A 17,993-nucleotide genomic window follows, 5' to 3' on the forward strand; every position below is an offset into this window, starting at 1 on the left:
ACGGCGCGCCTGCGCCTCAACGCCCGAGCTGGAACGCCTCGAAGCGGCCCAATGCGGTTTCGATTGCCGCTTTGGTCCCGGCGTCTGCATCGACCAGCCATGTCCAGCGCCGGATCAGCAGCTTCCCCGCCGCCCGATCGGTCTTGAGGTCGAGCGCGGCCACCACCCGCTCGCCCACCAGCACCGGCAGGGCGAAATAGCCCAGCCGGCGCTTGGCCGCCGGCACATAGGCCTCGAAAAGGTGCTCATAGCCGAAAAACGCCGCCAGCCGCCTGCGCTGAATGACCAGCGGATCGAACGGGGACAGGATATGCACCAGACCGGCGGGCTCGTATGGCGTCTCCAAGGCCTCTGGCGTCACCCAGTGCTGCGCCTTTGGGGCATAAGCCAGATGCACCGGCACCAGCGCCTTGCGCCGCACCTGGCTCTCGATCAACGCCTTGACCGCGCCCTTGCTGGGCGCATCCAGATGGCAGATTGACTCCAGGCTGACGATCCCCTGCGACCGCAAGGCCCGCTCCAGCAGATATTGGCTGACCTGCCTGTCCGTCGCCGCCCTGGGCGCCCTGTCCCAGCCGAAATGGCGCTCCATGAGATCATAGGTCTTGACCATGCCGGCGCGCCTGCTGATCGCCACCAGCCCCTGGTAGAACATGATCTCGAGCACCCGCTTGCTCGGTTTCTTGCTGGCCCAGGGATGATCCTTGTCCACCAGCACGTCGTCCCCGATATCGCGGATCGACAATGGCCCGTCCCGTTGGATGCGAAGGACCATCTTGCGCACGTCCTGCGGCGCCGCCGCTCCAAACCAGCGACTGGGCGCCGCGCGATAGCTTTTCATCGCCGGCACGAAATAGTGGAAATCGGCCACCGGCACATAGGCCAAGGCATGGGTCCAATATTCGAACACCGACTTGTCCACCGACTGCGCCTGCGCGAGATGGGCGCGCCGGTAGTCCGGAATGCGCGTCTGCAGGATATGATGATGGCAGCGCTCGATGACGTTGATGGTGTCGATCTGCACATAGCCGAGATGCGCGATCGCCAGGCTTGTGGCCGCAGGACCGTCGCCGAACGGGGCAGGGGTGTCGAGCCTTTGCGCATGCAGCCAGATGTGGCGGGCGTGGGCGGGGTCGATGGCGTGAGATTTGGATGTGGCGGTCAAGGATCAGAGCCGCTTTGTCGCAGAAGCTCTGCCGGAAGCCGTTTTTAAACGCCTCGCAAGACGAGCTTTCAAGTCACCGGTCATACTGACAGGGTAACAATTTGGGTCGGACCGACTGCGAAGGATAGAGACGTGCTACATGAGCCCAGACTAGCCGGGCCGAATTGCATGTCAAATCGAGTTCGTGTCGAAAAAATTGTGTCCATCTTCGTTGCCATGCAACTGCGACGCGACAGCCTTCGCATCTACATGTCCGCCAAGCCTCGGCTGAGCCACGAGGGCTTGCCGAGCCGAAGCTGCAACGCAGCGAAGGCTGGTGGAGCCAAGCGGGATCGAACCGCTGACCTCTTGCATGCCATGCAAGCGCTCTCCCAGCTGAGCTATGGCCCCGTTTTGAGCAAGGCAGCGAAAAGGTAGTAACCGGCTTTTCGCGACGAGCCTTGCGGCATTCTGGTGGGTTCCGGCGGGCTTGCCCGGCCGAAGCGTGGCGCAACCTAGTGTAGGCATTGCACCGGCGCAAGTGCCTATTTGACACTTTTTTGTCGCCCTGGTTTGCGCCGCAAACCAGGGAAAATTAACGAGAATCAACGGTCTTCGTCGCCCCCGACATCGAAGGCGAGATCGTCGTCATCGTCCTCTTCCTCAAGGAATACGTCTTCCTCGTCGTCGCTGAGCTCTTCGTCCACTTCGACGTCGACATCCTCGGTATCGGGAATTTCTTCCTCGCCCGACTCTTCGGCATCGGCGTCTTCCAGCGACACGACTTCCACCGTTGCCGCTTCTTCGGTTTCTTCTTCTTCCTCGGTCTCTTCCTCGTCATCCACCTTGCGGGCGGTCACGGGGGCGGCCTTGCTGGCCACCACCGTCTCGAAATAGGAGCGCGGATAGGATTTGCCGGTATAGGGGGAGACGATCGGGTCATTACCCAGATCGTAGAATTTCTTGCCCGTATCGGGATCGGTGCGTTTGGTGCCGCGCTCGGAACTGGCCATCGAGGTTCCTTATCGTGAATTTGTGCGGGCCGGGCCCGCTTCGGTCAGTCCGGTTAGGGGGAAACATTTGCCCTGTCAAACCGAAAATGCCGCACGTACGCCCGGGGGGAGTGGCGCGCCGGCACGCGCTCGTGATAGGTCCGCCCTCAAATAGACGGGAGGCCGCGCCCATGATCATCGCCGTTGACGGCCCCGCTGCGTCGGGCAAGGGCACGCTGGCCGGCGGCCTTGCCCGTCATTACCGTCTCCCGTACCTGGATACCGGCCTGCTCTATCGCGCCGTGGGCCATGCCATTGCCGGCTATGAAGACGGCGCCGATTTCGAGGCCAGGGCGATCGCTGCGGCGCAAGCGCTCGATGCGGACCACCTGCGTGACAAGGAGGCGCTGACCTTGGCCGCCACCGGCGTTCTGGCCTCCAAGGTCGCGGTGATCGGCCCCGTCCGCCGCGCCCTGTTCGACTATCAGCGCAATTTTGCGACCCAGCCCGGCGGCGCAGTGCTGGATGGGCGCGATATCGGCACGCTCATCTGCCCCGAGGCGGACGTCAAGCTGTTCATTCAGGCCGACAGCAAGGCGCGCATGGAGCGCCGGGCCCGCCAGCTTGAGGCGCGGGGCCAGTCCGTTGACAGATATGGCCTCTATCACCAAATAGAAGAACGAGACGCGCGCGACATGGCCAATCCCCATGGCGGGTTTTACCAGGCCGGTGACGCGCACTTGCTCGACACCACGCTTCTCGATATAGAGAACGCACTCCGCGCCGCCGTCGCGATCGTCGATGGGACCATGGCCCGCAAGGCAGAGCTCTAAAGCTCTAATTTCCTCCTTGTGGCTTTCGTCCCCGCCGCTCACTCAGCGACCAGGCCGGGCCGACCAATTCCATTGCCGTTCCGAACGGTTCGCTCGTGCGCCGGCTGCTGATAGGTTCAGCAGGCGGGCGCCGTTTCTGGCAATGGCTCAACCCCTAACACCCGGCGCTCTGGAGAGATGAATTTGGCACAGCAAACTGTGAGCAAGGAAGATTTTGAATCGCTGTTGATGGATAGCTTCATCGACAACGAGCCCCTTGAAGGCGCCGTCGTCAAGGGCACCGTGGTCGCGATCGAAAAGGATCTGGCGATCATCGATGTCGGTCTCAAAACCGAAGGGCGCATCGCGCTCAAGGAATTCGGCCAGGCCGGTCGCGACGGCACCATCAAGGTGGGCTCGGTGGTCGAGGTCTATGTCGACCGCGTCGAGAACTCGCTGGGCGAGGCTGTCCTCAGCCGCGAGAAGGCCCGCCGCGAAGAGAGCTGGGTCAAGCTCGAAGAGATGTACAACGCCAACGAGCGCGTCGAAGGCATCATCTTCAACCAGGTCAAGGGCGGCTTCACCGTCGACCTCGAAGGCGCCATCGCCTTCCTGCCGCGGTCGCAGGTGGATATTCGCCCCATCCGCGATATCGCGCCGCTGATGAACGTGCCGCAGCCGTTCCAGATTTTGAAGATGGACAAGCGCCGCGGCAATATCGTTGTATCGCGTCGTGCCATTCTTGAAGAGTCGCGCGCCGAACAGCGTTCGGAGATCGTCCAGCAGCTCGAAGAGGGCCAGGTTGTCGACGGCGTGGTCAAGAACATCACCGATTACGGTGCGTTCGTGGATCTCGGCGGCATCGACGGCCTGCTGCACGTCACCGATATCGCCTGGCGCCGGGTCAATCACCCCACCGAAGTGCTCACCATCGGCGAGACCATCAAGGTCCAGATCGTGCGCATCAACCACGAGAGCCACCGTATTTCGCTGGGCATGAAGCAGCTTCAGGCCGATCCATGGGATGGCATCGAGGCCAAGTATCCGATCAATGCCAAGTTCACCGGCCGTGTCACCAACATCACCGATTACGGTGCCTTTGTTGAACTCGAGCCCGGCATTGAGGGGCTGATCCACGTCTCGGAAATGAGCTGGACCAAAAAGAACGTCCACCCCGGCAAGATCGTCTCGACCTCCCAGGAAGTCGAAGTCGTCGTGCTCGAGGTCGATCCCGACAAGCGCCGCATTTCGCTCGGTCTCAAGCAGACCCTGGCCAACCCATGGGAAAGCTTCGCCGAGAAGTTCCCCGTCGGCTCCACCATCGAGGGTGAAGTCAAGAACAAGACCGAGTTCGGCCTGTTCATCGGGCTGGACGGCGATGTGGACGGCATGGTGCACCTCTCCGATCTCGATTGGCAGAAGTCAGGTGAAATCGCGCTCGAGGACTACAATCGCGGCGACATGGTCACCGCCAAGGTGCTCGACGTCGATGTCGAAAAGGAACGCATCTCCCTGGGCATCAAGCAGCTGTCGACCGGCGAGAATTCGTCTTCGGCTCCCGCTGCGTCATCGGGCGAGACCGGCGCTGAGGCCGGCGGCATCCGCAAGGGCTCCGTCGTCACCGGCACCGTCACCGAAGTCAACGATGGCGGCATCGAGGTGCGCATCGCCGACTCGGACATGACCGCCTTCATCCGCCGGGCCGACCTGTCGCGCGATCGTAACGATCAGCGTCCGGAACGCTTCTCCAAGGGTGAAAAGGTCGATGCCCGCGTCGTCCAGTACGATCGCAAGACCTCGCGTATTTCCCTCTCCATCAAGGCGCTGGAAATCGCCGAGGAAAAGGAAGCCGTGGCCAATTACGGTTCGTCCGATTCGGGCGCTTCCCTGGGCGATATCCTGGGCGCTGCCCTCAAGGATCGCGACCAGAAGTAAGCCTGGCTGGTGATGCAAATATCGAGCCCGCGCTGTCCAGCGCGGGCTTTTTTGTAGGGTGGCTGGGGCAAATGGATCATCGCGGCATTCACTGGCGGGCTCTGAGCACGTTCGACCTGCCGGTGGTCGAGGCGATCGCCGCCGTAGTGCACCCCGATTTTTTCGAAGACACCGCGATTTTCGCCGAGCGCCAGCGACTTTATCCCGATGGGGCGCGCTTGCTGGAACTGGGCGGCGTCCCGGCCGGCTACAGCATCGGCCATCCCTGGACGTTCAAGGCCCTGCCAGCCCTGAATGCACGCCTCGGCGCCATTCCCCCTGACGCTTCGACGTATTACCTGCACGATCTGGCGCTGCTCAACACAGCCCGCGGCACCGGCGCCGCTGCCATGATCGTCGGCGAGACCATCGGCCATGCCCGCGCCCGAGGCCTCCCCCATGTCAGCCTCGTCGCCGTCAACGGCTCGCAGCCGTTCTGGTACAAGCACGGCTTTCGCGTGCTCGACCTGCCGGACCTGGCAGAGCAGCTGGCGAGCTACGAAGCCGCCGCGCGGCTCATGGTCAAGCCACTTGTGTAGCTACGGATTTGTAGTTACATTCGGGGTCTGGCGCGAAGGGGCAACGCGTGGAATTTGAGTGGGACGAGGACAAGCGACAGATAAATCTGGTCAAGCATGGCGTCTATTTCGAAGACGCGACTCTGGTCTTTAAGGACCCTAACGAACTGACTTTGCCTGCCAAAACAGTGTCGGGCGAAGCGCGGTTCAAGACTATCGGTCGGTTTGGTGCGAAGGCCATATTGCTGGTGATCCATACGCGCCGAGACGTCCACGGCGAAGGGTTCATCATTCGCATGATCTCGGCAAGACCCGCGTCGAGGGCAGAAAGGAAACGCTATGAACGACGAGAGTTCTAAGTTTGTGCGCTATGTGCCCGGCCCGATAACGCCAGAGCAGATCGAACGCATGGGTAAGCTGGCTGATCTGCCTGACAGCGAAATCGACTTCTCCGATATTCCCGAACTGGATGACGCGTTTTTCGAGAATGCCAAGCAAGGCACGATGTATCGGCTAATGAAGCGCCAGACAACGTTGCGCCTCGATGCCGATATCCTCGATTGGTTCAAGCGCCACGCCAAGAACGGCAAGGGCTACCAGACCGATATCAACAAGGCCCTGCGTGCCTATGTGGTGGCGCAGGAGCGCCGGGCGGCCAGGAAGGCGGGGTGAGCTAGCGCAAGCGCTTGCGATAGATCACTTCGGGATCCCCCTCATCCAGACCCTCGATGAGGCCGCTATGGACAAACCCCGTGCGCTCGAACAGGCTTTGCATGCCACGGTTGGAAAGATTGGTTGAACTCCACAGCGTGTCGGTTCGGCATAATGTTTCCAAAAACGCCAGCAGCCCCGTGCCGAGACCGTGCTGCCGGAACGGTTCGGCGATCATCAGCATCTCGATCATGCCGGCGTGAAAGAAAGTGTGGGTGATAACGCCATATCCGGCCACCACCCCGTTTTGGATCGCTACATGGGCGGCGCCCGCCGCGATCCAGGCCGCAATCTGGGGGCCACGCGCGGGATCGGTCGGCGCGCTGGTATCGAGCGCACATAGCCTGGCAAGGTCGGTTTCGCTGGCCGCTCTGAACTGTATGGACATGGCTTTTGCTCGCGCGGGCCCGCGCGGGTGTCAACCCCGCCATGGCCACTTTGGGCGTGCCGATTGCCCCGATGGACAGGCCTGTTCGGCGCTTGGTCCACTCGCGTTATACCCATCACGCTTGACGGGGTGGCCTTGCTTTGGCAGGTTGGCTCGGCATTGGGGGCGAGGGGCTGCGCCAATGCACGTCCGGAGTAGGCGATGATCAAGTCTGAACTCGTCGAAAAACTTGCAGGGGAAAACCCGCATCTGTTTCAGCGCGACATCGAAAACATCGTCAATGCCATCCTTGACGAGATCGGCGATGCCATGGCGCGCGGCGATCGGGTCGAGTTGCGCGGCTTCGGTGCGTTCTCGGTCAAGAACCGCCCGGCACGGGTGGGGCGCAATCCGCGCACTGGCGAGCAGGTCGATGTCGGCGAAAAATATGTTCCCCAGTTCAAGGCCGGCAAGGAAATCCGCGAGCGGCTCAACCGCCAATAGCGGCTCGGCGTTAAGGCACTCAAACGCAATGGTTAAGCGCATAATCGGCTGGTTGGTTTTGGTGCCCTTATGCGCGCTGCTGATCGTGTTTGCCCTGGCCAACCGGCAGGTCGTGGCGCTCAATTTCAATCCCTTCGTGTCCCCCGACCTCCTGCAGACCTCCGGCTACGGCGTGCCGTTGTTTTTGGTACTCTATGTGGTGCTGCTGGTGGGCGTCATGCTGGGCGGCGTTGCGACCTGGTTCGCCCAGAGCCAGCACCGCCAGCGCGAACGGCACTGGCGCCGCGAGGCCCACGCCCTCAATGGCGAAATCGAAGCGCTGCGCAAGAGCCAGCGCCATCCTTCAGGGGCGCCGCTGGGCGAGGTCGATGATCTGCTGGAGTTGCGATGATCGCCTGTTTTCCCCCCAACCGAGCATGACGACCTGATGGCCGAACCTTTGATCATCAAAATCTGCGGCATCAAGACACCCGATATCCTGGAAGCCACGATCGCGGCCGGGGCCGATATGGTGGGGTTCATGCACTTCGTGCGCTCGCCACGCCACGTCAGCATCGAGGAGGTCGCGTCCCTGATTTCCGAGGCGCGCGGTCGCGTCCAGACCTGCGTGGTGCTGGTCAATCCCGACAATTCCTGCGTGGCCGAAGTGGCAGCGCTGGGCCCCGACTGGATCCAGCTGCACGGACCCGAAACCCCGCATAGGGTCGAGGCCATTCGGGCCGAAGCCGGCGTCGAGATCATGAAGGTGCTGCCGATCGGCTCGCCCGAGGACGTCGCCCATGTCGCCGATTTCGTCGATGTCGCCGACCGTATCTTGCTCGATGCCAAGCCGCCCAAGGGCGCCGACCGCCCCGGAGGCCTGGGCGACACCTTTGACTGGACTTTGCTCAAGGCGCTTGACCCGGCCTTGGAGTTCATGCTTTCGGGGGGGCTGACGCCGGACAACGTCGCCGGGGCGATCAAACAGGTCCGCCCCTTCGGTGTCGATGTCTCATCGGGGGTGGAGAGCGCCCCCGGCGTCAAGGATGCCAGGCTCATCGAGGCGTTCATCCGCAACGCCCGGGCAGCCCGGTAGTCCCTACCGCCTTGGCCATTCCTGGCTGCGGGCGGCCCTGACCAAGATAGGCGCAACGATATGGATGGCATCAATTCCCTGCGCAATGGCCCCGACGAGCAAGGGCGCTTCGGCATCTATGGCGGCCGCTTTGTCGCTGAAACGCTGATGCCGCTGATCCTGGACCTGGAGGCCGCCTACCGCGCCGCCAGGCGCGATCCGGCTTTTGCGGCCGAGCTGGGCGATCTGTCGACCAACTATGCCGGCCGACCCAGCCCGCTCTATTTCGCCAGGCGCCTGACCGAGCATCTGGGTGGCGCCAAGGTCTGGTTCAAGCGCGAGGAGCTCAACCACACCGGCTCCCACAAGATCAACAATTGCCTGGGCCAGATCCTTCTGGCCAAGCGCATGGGCAAGACCCGCGTTATCGCCGAAACCGGCGCCGGCCAGCACGGCGTCGCCACCGCCACGGTCTGCGCCAAGTTCGATCTGCCCTGCGTCATCTTCATGGGCGCAACCGACGTCGAGCGGCAAATGCCCAACGTGCTGCGCATGAAGATGCTGGGCGCCGAGGTGCGCCCCGTCACTGCCGGTGCCGGCACGCTCAAGGACGCCATGAACGAGGCGCTGCGCGACTGGGTCACCAATGTGGAGAATACTTATTACCTGATCGGCACCGCCGCGGGCCCCCATCCCTATCCCGAAATGGTGCGCGACTTTCAGTCCGTCATCGGCACCGAGCTCAAGGAGCAGTTCCACAAGGCCGAGGGCATTCTGCCCGCCGCAGTCGTGGCCTGCGTCGGCGGCGGCTCCAACGCCATCGGCACCTTCCACGCCTTTCTCGATGATCCCGAGGTCGCCCTCTACGGCGCCGAAGCGGGCGGCCACGGCATCGACGTCGAAAACGGCCACGCTGCCTCCATGACCGGGGGTCGCCCCGGTGTGCTGCACGGCAACCGCACCTATCTGCTGCAGGACCGGGACGGCCAGATTCTGGAAGGTCATTCGATCTCGGCGGGGCTCGACTATCCCGGCGTCGGCCCCGAACATTCGTTCCTGCACGACACCAGGCGCGTCACTTACGTGCCGATTACCGACAAGGAGGCGCTCGACGCCTTCCAGCTCTGCACCAGGCTCGAGGGCATCATCCCGGCGCTGGAATCCGCCCATGGCCTGGCCGAGGTGATCAAGCTTGCCCCCACCATGGACAAGGACCAGTCGGTGGTCCTCTGCCTGTCGGGCCGCGGCGACAAGGACGTCGAGAGCGTCGGCAAATATCTGGGGCTGCTCTAGCGTGTTGTCGTGCTTCACCAACACCATCCAATTTTTCGCTGGACGGGATGAGGATTTGTTTGGCGGAATGCACACCTCTTGGACAATTCCTCCTTCAGTCGGCAAGCCCGTCGTCGGCCCAATATTTTGAGCGAACCAAAAAGCCCCCAAGCATGACCAACCGCATCGACACCCGCTTCGCCGCGCTCAAGCGTGAAAACCGTCCGGCGCTGGTCACCTTCGTCATGGCCGGCGACCCGGACCTCGCCACCGGCCAGGCGATTCTGGAGGCGCTGCCGCAGGCGGGCGCCGACATCATCGAACTGGGCATGCCCTTTTCCGATCCCATGGCCGATGGCGTCGCCATCCAGCTGGGCGGGCAGCGGGCTTTGGCCTCGGGCCAGACCCTGCGCGGCGTGCTCGCCATGGTCGAGGATTTCCGCCGCAAGGACGAGACCACCCCGGTGGTGCTGATGGGCTATTATAACCCCATCTACGCCATGGGCGTCGATCGCTTCCTTGCCGCCGCCAAAGCCGCCGGCGTCGACGGCCTGATCGTCGTCGACCTGCCGCCCGAGGAAGATGGCGAACTCTGCCTGCCCGCCTTGGCCGCCGGCCTCAACTTCATCCGCCTGACCACCCCGACCACCGATGACCGGCGCCTGCCGGCAGTGCTCAAGAACACTTCGGGTTTTGTTTATTACGTCTCCATGACCGGCATTACCGGCGCCGCCATCACGGCGCGCGGCGCCATCGGGGACGCGGTCGAGCGCATCAAGGGCCATACCGACCTGCCCGTGGCCGTGGGCTTCGGCATCAAGACCGCCGATGACGCCGCCGAATTCGGTCGCCACGCCGATGGCATCGTCGTGGGCACCGTGCTGGTCGATGCCGTCGCCAGATCCCTGCACGAGGGCAAGGCGACGGACCGGACGGTGGGCGCGGTGCGGGCGCTGGTGGCGGACCTGGCAGCCGGTGTGAAGCGGGCGCGCGCATAGGCGCCGACCCCCACCTGACCTTTCCTGGCAGGAGGAGGTCAGGTTGGCGGTACTCCTTCGCGCCGACCTTTGCCCTGCCGTCATCCCCTGATAACATTCGCCACAATTGCCGCTTACCTCAAGCGAGCTGCACCCTGCGAGGCCAAAGACCATGAACTGGATCGATAACTTCGTCCGCCCCAAGATCCGCTCCATTCTCGGCAACAAGCGCGAGATTGCCGAGAACCTGTGGGTCAAGGATCCCGAGTCGGGCGAGATGGTGTTTTATCGCGATCTGGAAGCCAACCAGTGGGTGGTGCCCAATTCGGGCTACCACATGAAGATCAAGCCGGCCGATCGGCTGGAAACCTTTTTCGATGGCGGCAAGTACCATCTCGTGGGCGTTCCTGCCGTGCCGGTCGATCCGCTCAAGTTCCGCGACCAGAAGCGCTATGTCGATCGCCTCAAGGAAGGCCGGGTCAAGACCGGTTTCGACGACAGCGTCATCGTTGCCACCGGCAAGCTCTATGAGCGTGACATGACCGTGGCGGTGCAGGATTTCGATTTCATCGGCGGCTCGCTCGGCATGGCGGCCGGGCAGGGCATCATCACCGGCCTCGAAACTGCGGCCAGCCGGCAGACGCCCTTCGTGTTGTTTGTCGCCTCGGGCGGCGCGCGCATGCAGGAGGGCATTTTTTCGCTGATGCAGATGCCGCGCACCACCGTGGCGGTGCTGCGCCTGCGCGAGGCGGGGCTGCCGTTTTTCGTGGTCTTCACCGATCCGACCACGGGCGGCGTTACCGCCTCCTATGCCATGCTGGGCGACATCCACATCGCCGAGCCGGGCGCGCGCATCGGCTTTGCCGGCGCCCGCATCATCGAGCAGACCATTCGCGAAAAGCTGCCCAAGGGCTTCCAGCGCTCCGAATATCTGTACGAGCACGGCATGGTCGACATGGTCGTGCATCGCCACAAGCTGCGCTCCACCATTGGCTCGCTCGCCGGCATCTTGATGCGCAACGAGCCCGTGGACGAGCTGTCCACCAGCGCCCTAACAATCACCACCCGTGTCAGCCTGCGCGATGCGGCTGTCGCCGCCGAGGGCGACGATGACCTGGCACTGCCGCCCCCGGCCGTCCACGCCGAATAGGGCACGACCGCGCCAATAAAACGCGTGCTGAGCCGCATTTGAGCGCGCCCGCCCTGTTGCCTTTACCGGCACTTAACCCCGTTCCGGCTAGTGTTGCGCGCTGCCAGTGTCGGCGCGTCTGAACGCGCCCGACCTCTGGCCAGACAGGCCAGGGGACGCTCCATGTTCAAATTCCGCTCGATGTCGATTGCCCGCAAGCTGCCTTTGGCCCTGATCGGCTCGGCGCTGCTGGTCAGTATCGGCGTCGGCAGCGCCAGCTATCTGATCGGCTCGCAAGCCCTGCAGAACGCGGCCGAGACCAATCTGCTGACTCTGGCCTCCGAGCGGGCGAGCCAGGTCTCCACCTATCTCAAGGCGGTCGAGGACGACCTGACCGCCACCTCGCGCTCCGAAGCCACGGTGCAGGCGCTGCGTGATTTCGGCGGCGCCTGGTTGAGCTTCAAGGTCAATCCCACCGAGGAAGTGCGTACGCTCTATGTGACCGACAATCCCGATCCGGCCAACCTGGCGGCGCTGGACACCCTGGGCACCACCGGCACCTACGACGTCACCCATACCCGTTTCCATCCCGGCTATCGCACCCAGATCACCCAGCGCGGCTATCGCGATCTGTATCTGTTCGATCTCAAGGGCGCGCTGGTCTATTCGGTCGACAAGGCCGAAGACTTCGGCACCAATTTCGTTGATGGCCCACTGGCCGGCTCGGCGCTGGGCCAGGTGTTTCAAAAAGCGGTCGCCATCGAAAATCCCGACGATCTGGTGTTCGCCGATTTCGCGCCCTATGCCGCTGCGGGTGGGCTGCCTGCCAGCTTTTTTGCCAAGCCGGTGTTCAACGCCACCGGCCGCAAGATCGGCGTCCTGGCGTTCCAGCTTCCCTCCGAACGGCTCGACGCGGTGATCGGCAATCGCACCGGCTTCGGCCAGACCGGCGAGGCGATCGTCGTCGGCCCGGACGGACTGTTGCGTTCGGACTCCACGTTTACCGACGCCAATGACGCGCTGGCCACCAGTTTTGCCGCCCCGGCGCTCGATACGGCACTGGCCGGCACCCCCGGCGAAGGCACCTCCACCGCCTATCGGGCCACCGAAATGCTGGTCGCGGCGGCGCCTGTGGCCACCCGTGCCGGCCCCTGGGCCGTTGTCGCGGTGATGGCCAGCAGCGAAGTTCTGGCCCCCGTCATCAATATGCGCAACATGATGCTCGTGATCGGCGCGGCGCTCCTCGCCGTCGTTGCCTTGGCCGGCTGGCTGTTTTCGCGCAGCATCACCCGCCCCATTACCCTGCTCACCGGGGCAATGCAGGATCTGGCCGAGGGCAATCTGGACATTGCCGTCAAGGGCGCCGGCCGCACCGACGAGCTGGGCGCCATGTCCCGCGCTGTCGAGGTGTTCCGCGAAAACGGCCAGAAGGTCGCCCGCATGACCGAGGCCGAGGCCGCGCAGATCATTGCCACCCAGGCCGATCGGGCCGCCATGATGCAGTCCCTGCAATCGGCCTTCGGCGCCGTGGTCGATGCTGCGATTGCCGGCGATTTTTCCAAGCGCGTCGATGCCCAATTTCCCGATACCGAGCTCAATAGCCTGGCCAAGAGCGTCAACGATCTGGTCGAAACCGTCGATCGCGGCCTGGGCGAAACCGGGCAGGTCCTGTCGGCCTTGGCCGATACCGACCTCACCCTGCGCGTGCGCGGGGACTATGAGGGCGCTTTCGCCCGGTTGAAGGACGACACCAATGCGGTGGCCGAAAAACTCGGCGAAATCGTGGGCCAGCTGCGCATCACCTCGGGCGCGCTCAAGACCGCGACCGGGGAAATCCTGGCGGGCGCCAACGATCTGAGCGAGCGCACCACGCGGCAGGCCGCCACCATCGAGCAGACCTCGGCCGCCATCGAACAACTCTCCGCCACCGTCCTCGACAATGCCAAGAAAGCCGAGGCCGCCAGCCAGCAGGCCGAAAACGTCACCCGCGTCGCCGAGGGCGGGGGCGCCGTGATGGCGCAGGCGAACGATGCCATGGAACGCATCACCCAATCCTCGGGCAAGATCTCCAACATCATCGGGCTGATCGACGACATCGCGTTCCAGACCAACCTCTTGGCGCTCAACGCCTCGGTCGAGGCAGCCCGCGCCGGCGACGCCGGCAAGGGCTTTGCCGTAGTGGCCGTCGAAGTGCGCCGCCTGGCGCAATCGGCGGCGAGTGCGTCCTCGGACGTCAAGGCGCTGATCGAGCAATCCGCCAACGAAGTGCGCGGCGGCTCGCGCTTGGTCTCCGATGCCGCCGGCAAGATTTCCAGCATGCTGGATGCCATCCGCGAAAATACCGCGGCGCTGCAGGCCATCTCCCACGACAGCCGCAAGCAGGCCGTGTCCATCGGCGAGGTCAGCACCGCCGTGCAGGTGCTCGATGAAATGACCCAGCACAACGCGGCCCTGGTGGAGGAAACCAACGCCGCTATCGAGCAGACCGAGGCCCAGGCCAGCGAACTCGACCGCATCGTCGATATTTTTACCCTCGCCGAAGCCCCGCCCCGCGCCCCAGCCCGCCCGGCGGCCGTCACCCCACCCGCCGGCATCCGCGGCATGCAGGAAAAACTCAAGGCCGTAGCCGGCACCTATCTGCGCCGCGGCAATACGGCAACTGCGGTGGACAAGGACTGGAGCGAGTTCTGAGACGAGGGTTCTCGGCTGCCGTCCCCCAAACGGGATTGGTGGAGTTTGCGTCTCCCATCGGGGGCAAGGCTATTGCCTATGATCAAGCCCCTGACGACAATGCCGCAGTCGACGCCTCCCCCTGCCAGGGGGAGGATCAAGGTGGGGGTTGACTAACACCAGTATCGCGGCTCCCGCACCCCACCCAACCTCCCCATCGAAGGGGAGGAGCGGTTCTGTGGGACTAGCACGATCGTGCCAAGCCCATGCGCCAGAGCTGCCCCGGAGGGGGCGAGGCGATAAAGACTGCAGCGGCACACGTCCATCCCCATTGAGCCCGCCGCGATTGCGCGCTAACCCATCGGTCCAACCACCCGGACCGCTTTCATGTCGCGCACCGACGCTATCCTCAAGCGCCTTTCAAGGCTGCACCCCAAGCTGATCGACATGGGTCTCGAGCGCCTCAACCGGCTGCTGGAGGATCTGGGCAACCCGCAGGATCACATTCCCCCCGTCATCCATGTCGCCGGCACCAATGGCAAGGGCTCGACCGTCGCTTTCCTGCGCGCCATGCTCGAGGCGTCGGGTAAATCGGTGCATGTCTATACCTCCCCCCATCTGGTGCGGTTCAACGAACGCATCCGCCTGGCCGGCAAGCTGGTCACCAGCCGCCGCCTCAATGGGGTGCTGGAACGGCTTGAAACGGTCAATGCCGGCCAGAACATCACTTATTTCGAAATCACCACTGCCGCCGCCTTCGTGCTATTCGCCGAAACGCGCGCCGACTACGTGCTGCTCGAAGTGGGCATGGGCGGCACGCATGACACCACCAACGTGGTCAAGCATCCCCTGGGCACCATCATCACCCCGGTCGACCTCGACCACATGGCCTTCCTGGGCAATACCATCGGGGTCATCGCGGTGGAAAAAGCCGGCATCCTCAAGCGCGGCGCCCCGGCAGTGATTGCCCGTCAGGCCGACGAGGGCCTTGCCAGCATCGACAGGGTCGCCCGCCGTCTCGGCGTTGTCCCCTTCGTCGCGGGGCAGGATTTCGACGCCTATGAGCAGGATGGCCGCATGGTCTATACCGATGAGACGGGCCTGCTCGATCTGCCGCGGCCGCGCCTCGTTGGTGCGCATCAATTCGAAAATGCCGGCACCGCCATCGCCGCCATTCGCCATTTTGCCTTGCCGGTGGATCAGCACGCCATGGCCACGGGCCTGCAAACGGTGACCTGGCCCGCGCGGCTATCGCCGATGCAGGGCCCGCTGCGCGACCTGCTCGGTGCCGGCGCCGAACTTTGGCTCGATGGCGGCCATAACGCGCATGGCACGCGCGCGCTGGCGCGCGCCTTGGCCGACATGAACGCCGTTCGCCCGGCGCCGCTGGTCCTGATCATGGGCATGATGAACACCCGCAAGCCCGCCGATGTACTGGCCCCATTCGCCGGCATGGCGCAGCGCATTCTGACGCTGACCATTCCCGGCGAACCCAATGCCCACAAGGCTCAGCTCATCGCCGCGCAGGCGCAAGAGGCCGGTTTCGACGCCGCGCCCGTCCGCTCGATCGCGGCTGCACTGCGCGCGGCGGGGGCGGTGCCCAATGCCCGCGTGGTGATCTCCGGCTCGCTCTACCTTGCCGGCCAGGTGCTGCACCGCAACGGCACGGTGCCGGACTGACCTTCAATATTTCCCCTGCTCGCTTCCCGTGAACGGATCGACGGGGTTGGTGCCCGCAAAGGTCGTGCGCCCCACGAGCGCTTCCAGCACCGCGGCCTGGATCGGCTCGCTGGTGCCGTAGGCGTTGATATAGGTCTTCACCCGCGGCGCATCGTACAGATAATAGGGATAACCGAACGAGATCATCAGTGTGGGCACCTCGTGCCAATAGCGGTGCATGGCGCCAAAGAGACTGCCGGTCAGTTTCATCCAATCGAGGAAAATACTGCCCCGCGTCAGCAGCGTTTCCTCCCCGAACAGATACAGCACCAGATCGAACGCCTTGGGATTGACCGCCATGCCGGGGCTGAACCGCGTGACCTCGAAGCCTTCGCGCACCAGCAGGTCCGGCAGGCTCAGCGCCACTGGCCCGGGCGCCAGCGGCAGGACGACATCGCCCGAAAACACCAATATCCGCCTATGCTTGTGCGGGTTGAGCGGCAACAGGTTCTGCTTGTCCTTGACCAGTGTCGGCACGCGGCTGGTGACCGAGTGTGCGGTGATCTGGCTCGCCGGATCGTCGAGCACCGCCCGCGCTGCCGTCACGCTCAACGGCGCTTGGCGCTTGTGCAGGCCAAGCGCAGCCTTCAGCGCCAGGATGCGGGTCACCGCCGCGTCCACCCGCTCCTGGGTCAGCCGGCCATCGGCGATCGCCGAAACCAGCCGCCGCAGATCGGCTTCCGGCTCGTCCGAGAACAGGATCACGTCGCAGCCATTGGCGACCACTTCGGGCAAGGTGATGTCGCGCGGACCCCAATCGCCCAGCCCGGCCATGGCCGTGGCATCCGAGACGATCAATCCGTTAAAGCCCAGCCGCTCGCGCAGCAGTCCTTGATTCAACGCCCCGCTGATCGATGCCGGCCGGAACGCCTCCTCGCCCGCCTGGGGATCAAGCGCGCGCACGAAAGCGGGAAAAGCGATATGGCCCGCCATCACCGCCATCACCCCGGCCTCGATCGCCGCACGGTACAGCCGCCCGAAATTTGCCTCCCAATGGGCGATGTCCAGAGGATTGACCGTCGTGACCAGATGCTGGTCGCGCGCGTCGAACCCTTCGCCCGGCCAGTGCTTGACGGTCGCCGCGACCCCTTCGCCCTGGAAAGCTGCGATCTGGGCTAGGGCATGACGCTCGATCCGGTCCACCTCGCTGCCATAGGAACGCGTGCCGACAATGGCGCTTTTGAACGCCGCATTGATATCGATGACCGGGGTAAAGCTCCAGTTCAGCCCCACCGCGCGGGCTTCGCGCGCCATGATCCCGGCAATCGCCTCGGTGGCGCTCACATCGTCGACCGCCGCAAGGCCCAGCGGATTGGGCACGGACGTGCCGAACGGCAGGCTCATCCGGCTGCCCTCGAGATCGGCGCTGATCAGCGGCGCAATCGCGCTGCCGGCGATGAAGTCGCGGGCCAGCCCCAGTTCGTCCTCGAGATCGGGTGTATACAGCCGGGTGATGCCGCCCGGCTTGAACCGCAGCAATCCCTCCAGCACGGCGTTCGGTTCGCCGCGCACCATCAACACGAACAATTGTGCCAGCTTGTCGCGCGGCGTGAGGCTCGCCAGCGTCGTCGCTACCCAGGCCTGTCCATCCTCGTCCAGGTTGAACGGGGCTGCCGCCAGATCGATCGCTGCCATCGCGGCACCTCCAGGTCCTGGTTTTTTGCAAAACTAGCAGAGCCTGACCGCGTCGGCACAAACAAAAACACCGCCGGACTGCTCCAGCGGTGTTTTGCAGGCGATCAAGTCAGCCTCAAGCTGCGTGTCCGGTCAGCCACTTGGTCAGGCCTGCCTTGGGCGTGCCCGCGCCGATTTTCATGTCGGCGGCTTCCCCGCCCTTGAACAGGATCATGGTGGGGATCGAGCGCACGCCATACTTGGCGGTGGTCGAGGGGTTTTCGTCCACATTGAGCTTGACGATCTTGACCTTGCCGGTCAGCTCGGTTGACAACTCGTCGAGCACCGGGGCGATCGCCAGGCAAGGCCCGCACCACTCTGCCCAGAAATCCACGAGGACGGGCTCTTTGGAGTTAAGGACTTCCTCGCCGAAATCGGCGTCGGAAACATGTTGAGTCATGAAGTTTGCCTTTGGGGTTGAAAGCGACGGTTTGTGTGATCCAAAAGCTGGTGCGAGTCCAGCCTGTCTTCAAGTT

General features: G+C 63.9%; 18 protein-coding genes and 1 tRNA gene. 13 read left to right on the plus strand and 6 right to left on the minus strand.

Annotated elements, in window-relative coordinates:
- Nucleotides 1–16: 16 nt before the first annotated feature.
- The 3 genes from ACFE8X_RS09345 to ACFE8X_RS09355 form a co-directional block, all read right to left on the minus strand.
- On the minus strand, nt 17–1,165 hold the full coding sequence (locus ACFE8X_RS09345; protein WP_375451191.1) for a winged helix-turn-helix domain-containing protein: 1,149 nt from the start codon (nt 1,163–1,165) through the stop codon (nt 17–19).
- A 314-nt stretch (nt 1,166–1,479) separates the two neighbouring features.
- Nucleotides 1,480–1,555 (minus strand) — tRNA-Ala (locus ACFE8X_RS09350).
- 194 nt (nt 1,556–1,749) lie between these two features.
- Nucleotides 1,750–2,157 carry a TIGR02300 family protein gene (locus ACFE8X_RS09355; protein WP_375451192.1) on the minus strand — a complete coding sequence of 136 codons (408 nt, stop codon included), beginning with the start codon at nt 2,155–2,157 and terminating at the stop codon, nt 1,750–1,752.
- Nucleotides 2,158–2,327: 170 nt separating this feature from the next.
- On the opposite strand from ACFE8X_RS09355, the gene ACFE8X_RS09360 reads away from it, so the two are divergent.
- From ACFE8X_RS09360 to ACFE8X_RS09380, 5 genes are all read left to right on the plus strand, one after another.
- On the plus strand, nt 2,328–2,969 hold the full coding sequence (locus ACFE8X_RS09360; protein WP_375451193.1) for a (d)CMP kinase: 642 nt from the start codon (nt 2,328–2,330) through the stop codon (nt 2,967–2,969).
- Between the two features lie 177 nt (nt 2,970–3,146).
- Nucleotides 3,147–4,883 carry a 30S ribosomal protein S1 gene (gene rpsA, locus ACFE8X_RS09365; protein WP_375451194.1) on the plus strand — a complete coding sequence of 579 codons (1,737 nt, stop codon included), beginning with the start codon at nt 3,147–3,149 and terminating at the stop codon, nt 4,881–4,883.
- Nucleotides 4,884–4,954: 71 nt separating this feature from the next.
- Entirely contained in the window at nt 4,955–5,461 is a 507-nt protein-coding gene (locus ACFE8X_RS09370; RefSeq protein ID WP_375451195.1) for a GNAT family N-acetyltransferase, read from the plus strand.
- A gap of 47 nt (nt 5,462–5,508) precedes the next feature.
- Nucleotides 5,509–5,799, plus strand: a complete 291-nt coding sequence (locus tag ACFE8X_RS09375; protein ID WP_375451196.1) for a BrnT family toxin — start codon at nt 5,509–5,511, stop codon at nt 5,797–5,799.
- Nucleotides 5,780–6,112 (plus strand): BrnA antitoxin family protein, encoded by a 333-nt coding sequence (locus ACFE8X_RS09380; RefSeq protein WP_375451197.1) that lies wholly within the window; start codon nt 5,780–5,782, stop codon nt 6,110–6,112. Before ACFE8X_RS09375 ends, ACFE8X_RS09380 begins: the two co-directional genes overlap by 20 nt.
- 1 nt (nt 6,113) lies before the next feature.
- Here ACFE8X_RS09380 and ACFE8X_RS09385 read toward each other — a convergent pair whose 3' ends face one another.
- Nucleotides 6,114–6,539: a GNAT family N-acetyltransferase gene (locus tag ACFE8X_RS09385; RefSeq protein WP_375451198.1), complete on the minus strand. Its 426-nt coding sequence runs from the start codon at nt 6,537–6,539 to the stop codon at nt 6,114–6,116.
- Between the two features lie 201 nt (nt 6,540–6,740).
- Here ACFE8X_RS09385 and ACFE8X_RS09390 point away from each other — a divergent pair, with 201 nt between their 5' ends.
- The 8 genes from ACFE8X_RS09390 to ACFE8X_RS09425 all read left to right on the plus strand — a co-directional run bounded on the left by ACFE8X_RS09390 (nt 6,741) and on the right by ACFE8X_RS09425 (nt 15,804).
- The gene (locus tag ACFE8X_RS09390) at nt 6,741–7,022 is read left to right on the plus strand and encodes an integration host factor subunit beta (protein WP_375451199.1); all 282 of its coding nucleotides are present in this window, start codon (nt 6,741–6,743) and stop codon (nt 7,020–7,022) included.
- Nucleotides 7,023–7,050: 28 nt separating this feature from the next.
- On the plus strand, nt 7,051–7,413 hold the full coding sequence (locus ACFE8X_RS09395; protein WP_375451200.1) for a lipopolysaccharide assembly protein LapA domain-containing protein: 363 nt from the start codon (nt 7,051–7,053) through the stop codon (nt 7,411–7,413).
- Between the two features lie 36 nt (nt 7,414–7,449).
- On the plus strand, nt 7,450–8,097 hold the full coding sequence (locus ACFE8X_RS09400; protein WP_375451201.1) for a phosphoribosylanthranilate isomerase: 648 nt from the start codon (nt 7,450–7,452) through the stop codon (nt 8,095–8,097).
- Nucleotides 8,098–8,157: 60 nt separating this feature from the next.
- Nucleotides 8,158–9,369 carry a tryptophan synthase subunit beta gene (trpB, locus tag ACFE8X_RS09405; protein ID WP_375451202.1) on the plus strand — a complete coding sequence of 404 codons (1,212 nt, stop codon included), beginning with the start codon at nt 8,158–8,160 and terminating at the stop codon, nt 9,367–9,369.
- 152 nt (nt 9,370–9,521) lie between these two features.
- Nucleotides 9,522–10,346 carry a tryptophan synthase subunit alpha gene (trpA, locus tag ACFE8X_RS09410; RefSeq protein WP_375451203.1) on the plus strand — a complete coding sequence of 275 codons (825 nt, stop codon included), beginning with the start codon at nt 9,522–9,524 and terminating at the stop codon, nt 10,344–10,346.
- A 151-nt stretch (nt 10,347–10,497) separates the two neighbouring features.
- Nucleotides 10,498–11,475, plus strand: a complete 978-nt coding sequence (gene accD / locus ACFE8X_RS09415; RefSeq protein WP_375451204.1) for an acetyl-CoA carboxylase, carboxyltransferase subunit beta — start codon at nt 10,498–10,500, stop codon at nt 11,473–11,475.
- Nucleotides 11,476–11,637: 162 nt separating this feature from the next.
- Entirely contained in the window at nt 11,638–14,145 is a 2,508-nt protein-coding gene (locus tag ACFE8X_RS09420) for a methyl-accepting chemotaxis protein (RefSeq protein WP_375451205.1), read from the plus strand.
- Between the two features lie 366 nt (nt 14,146–14,511).
- A complete protein-coding gene (locus ACFE8X_RS09425; protein WP_375451206.1) occupies nt 14,512–15,804 on the plus strand; it encodes a bifunctional folylpolyglutamate synthase/dihydrofolate synthase in 1,293 nt (430 codons plus the stop codon).
- A 3-nt stretch (nt 15,805–15,807) separates the two neighbouring features.
- Here the strand turns inward: ACFE8X_RS09425 and ACFE8X_RS09430 are convergent, their stop codons facing one another.
- The gene (locus ACFE8X_RS09430; protein WP_375451207.1) at nt 15,808–17,478 is read right to left on the minus strand and encodes a glycoside hydrolase family 3 protein; all 1,671 of its coding nucleotides are present in this window, start codon (nt 17,476–17,478) and stop codon (nt 15,808–15,810) included.
- A gap of 115 nt (nt 17,479–17,593) precedes the next feature.
- Nucleotides 17,594–17,917: a thioredoxin gene (gene trxA / locus ACFE8X_RS09435; RefSeq protein ID WP_375451208.1), complete on the minus strand. Its 324-nt coding sequence runs from the start codon at nt 17,915–17,917 to the stop codon at nt 17,594–17,596.
- Between the last annotated feature and the right edge of the window lie 76 nt (nt 17,918–17,993).

The organism is uncultured Devosia sp. (assembly GCF_964244875.1).
GTDB lineage: Bacteria > Pseudomonadota > Alphaproteobacteria > Rhizobiales > Devosiaceae > Devosia.

Coding starts and splice junctions, on each gene's coding strand:
- ACFE8X_RS09355 (WP_375451192.1), bottom strand. CDS start 2,157: ATGGCCAGTTCCGAGCGCGGCACCAAACGCACCGATCCCGATACGGGC.
- ACFE8X_RS09360 (WP_375451193.1), top strand. CDS start 2,328: ATGATCATCGCCGTTGACGGCCCCGCTGCGTCGGGCAAGGGCACGCTG.
- rpsA (WP_375451194.1), top strand. CDS start 3,147: ATGAATTTGGCACAGCAAACTGTGAGCAAGGAAGATTTTGAATCGCTG.
- ACFE8X_RS09370 (WP_375451195.1), top strand. CDS start 4,955: ATGGATCATCGCGGCATTCACTGGCGGGCTCTGAGCACGTTCGACCTG.
- ACFE8X_RS09380 (WP_375451197.1), top strand. CDS start 5,780: ATGAACGACGAGAGTTCTAAGTTTGTGCGCTATGTGCCCGGCCCGATA.
- ACFE8X_RS09385 (WP_375451198.1), bottom strand. CDS start 6,539: ATGTCCATACAGTTCAGAGCGGCCAGCGAAACCGACCTTGCCAGGCTA.
- ACFE8X_RS09390 (WP_375451199.1), top strand. CDS start 6,741: ATGATCAAGTCTGAACTCGTCGAAAAACTTGCAGGGGAAAACCCGCAT.
- ACFE8X_RS09395 (WP_375451200.1), top strand. CDS start 7,051: ATGGTTAAGCGCATAATCGGCTGGTTGGTTTTGGTGCCCTTATGCGCG.
- ACFE8X_RS09400 (WP_375451201.1), top strand. CDS start 7,450: ATGGCCGAACCTTTGATCATCAAAATCTGCGGCATCAAGACACCCGAT.
- trpB (WP_375451202.1), top strand. CDS start 8,158: ATGGATGGCATCAATTCCCTGCGCAATGGCCCCGACGAGCAAGGGCGC.
- trpA (WP_375451203.1), top strand. CDS start 9,522: ATGACCAACCGCATCGACACCCGCTTCGCCGCGCTCAAGCGTGAAAAC.
- accD (WP_375451204.1), top strand. CDS start 10,498: ATGAACTGGATCGATAACTTCGTCCGCCCCAAGATCCGCTCCATTCTC.
- ACFE8X_RS09420 (WP_375451205.1), top strand. CDS start 11,638: ATGTTCAAATTCCGCTCGATGTCGATTGCCCGCAAGCTGCCTTTGGCC.
- ACFE8X_RS09425 (WP_375451206.1), top strand. CDS start 14,512: ATGTCGCGCACCGACGCTATCCTCAAGCGCCTTTCAAGGCTGCACCCC.
- ACFE8X_RS09430 (WP_375451207.1), bottom strand. CDS start 17,478: ATGGCAGCGATCGATCTGGCGGCAGCCCCGTTCAACCTGGACGAGGAT.
- trxA (WP_375451208.1), bottom strand. CDS start 17,917: ATGACTCAACATGTTTCCGACGCCGATTTCGGCGAGGAAGTCCTTAAC.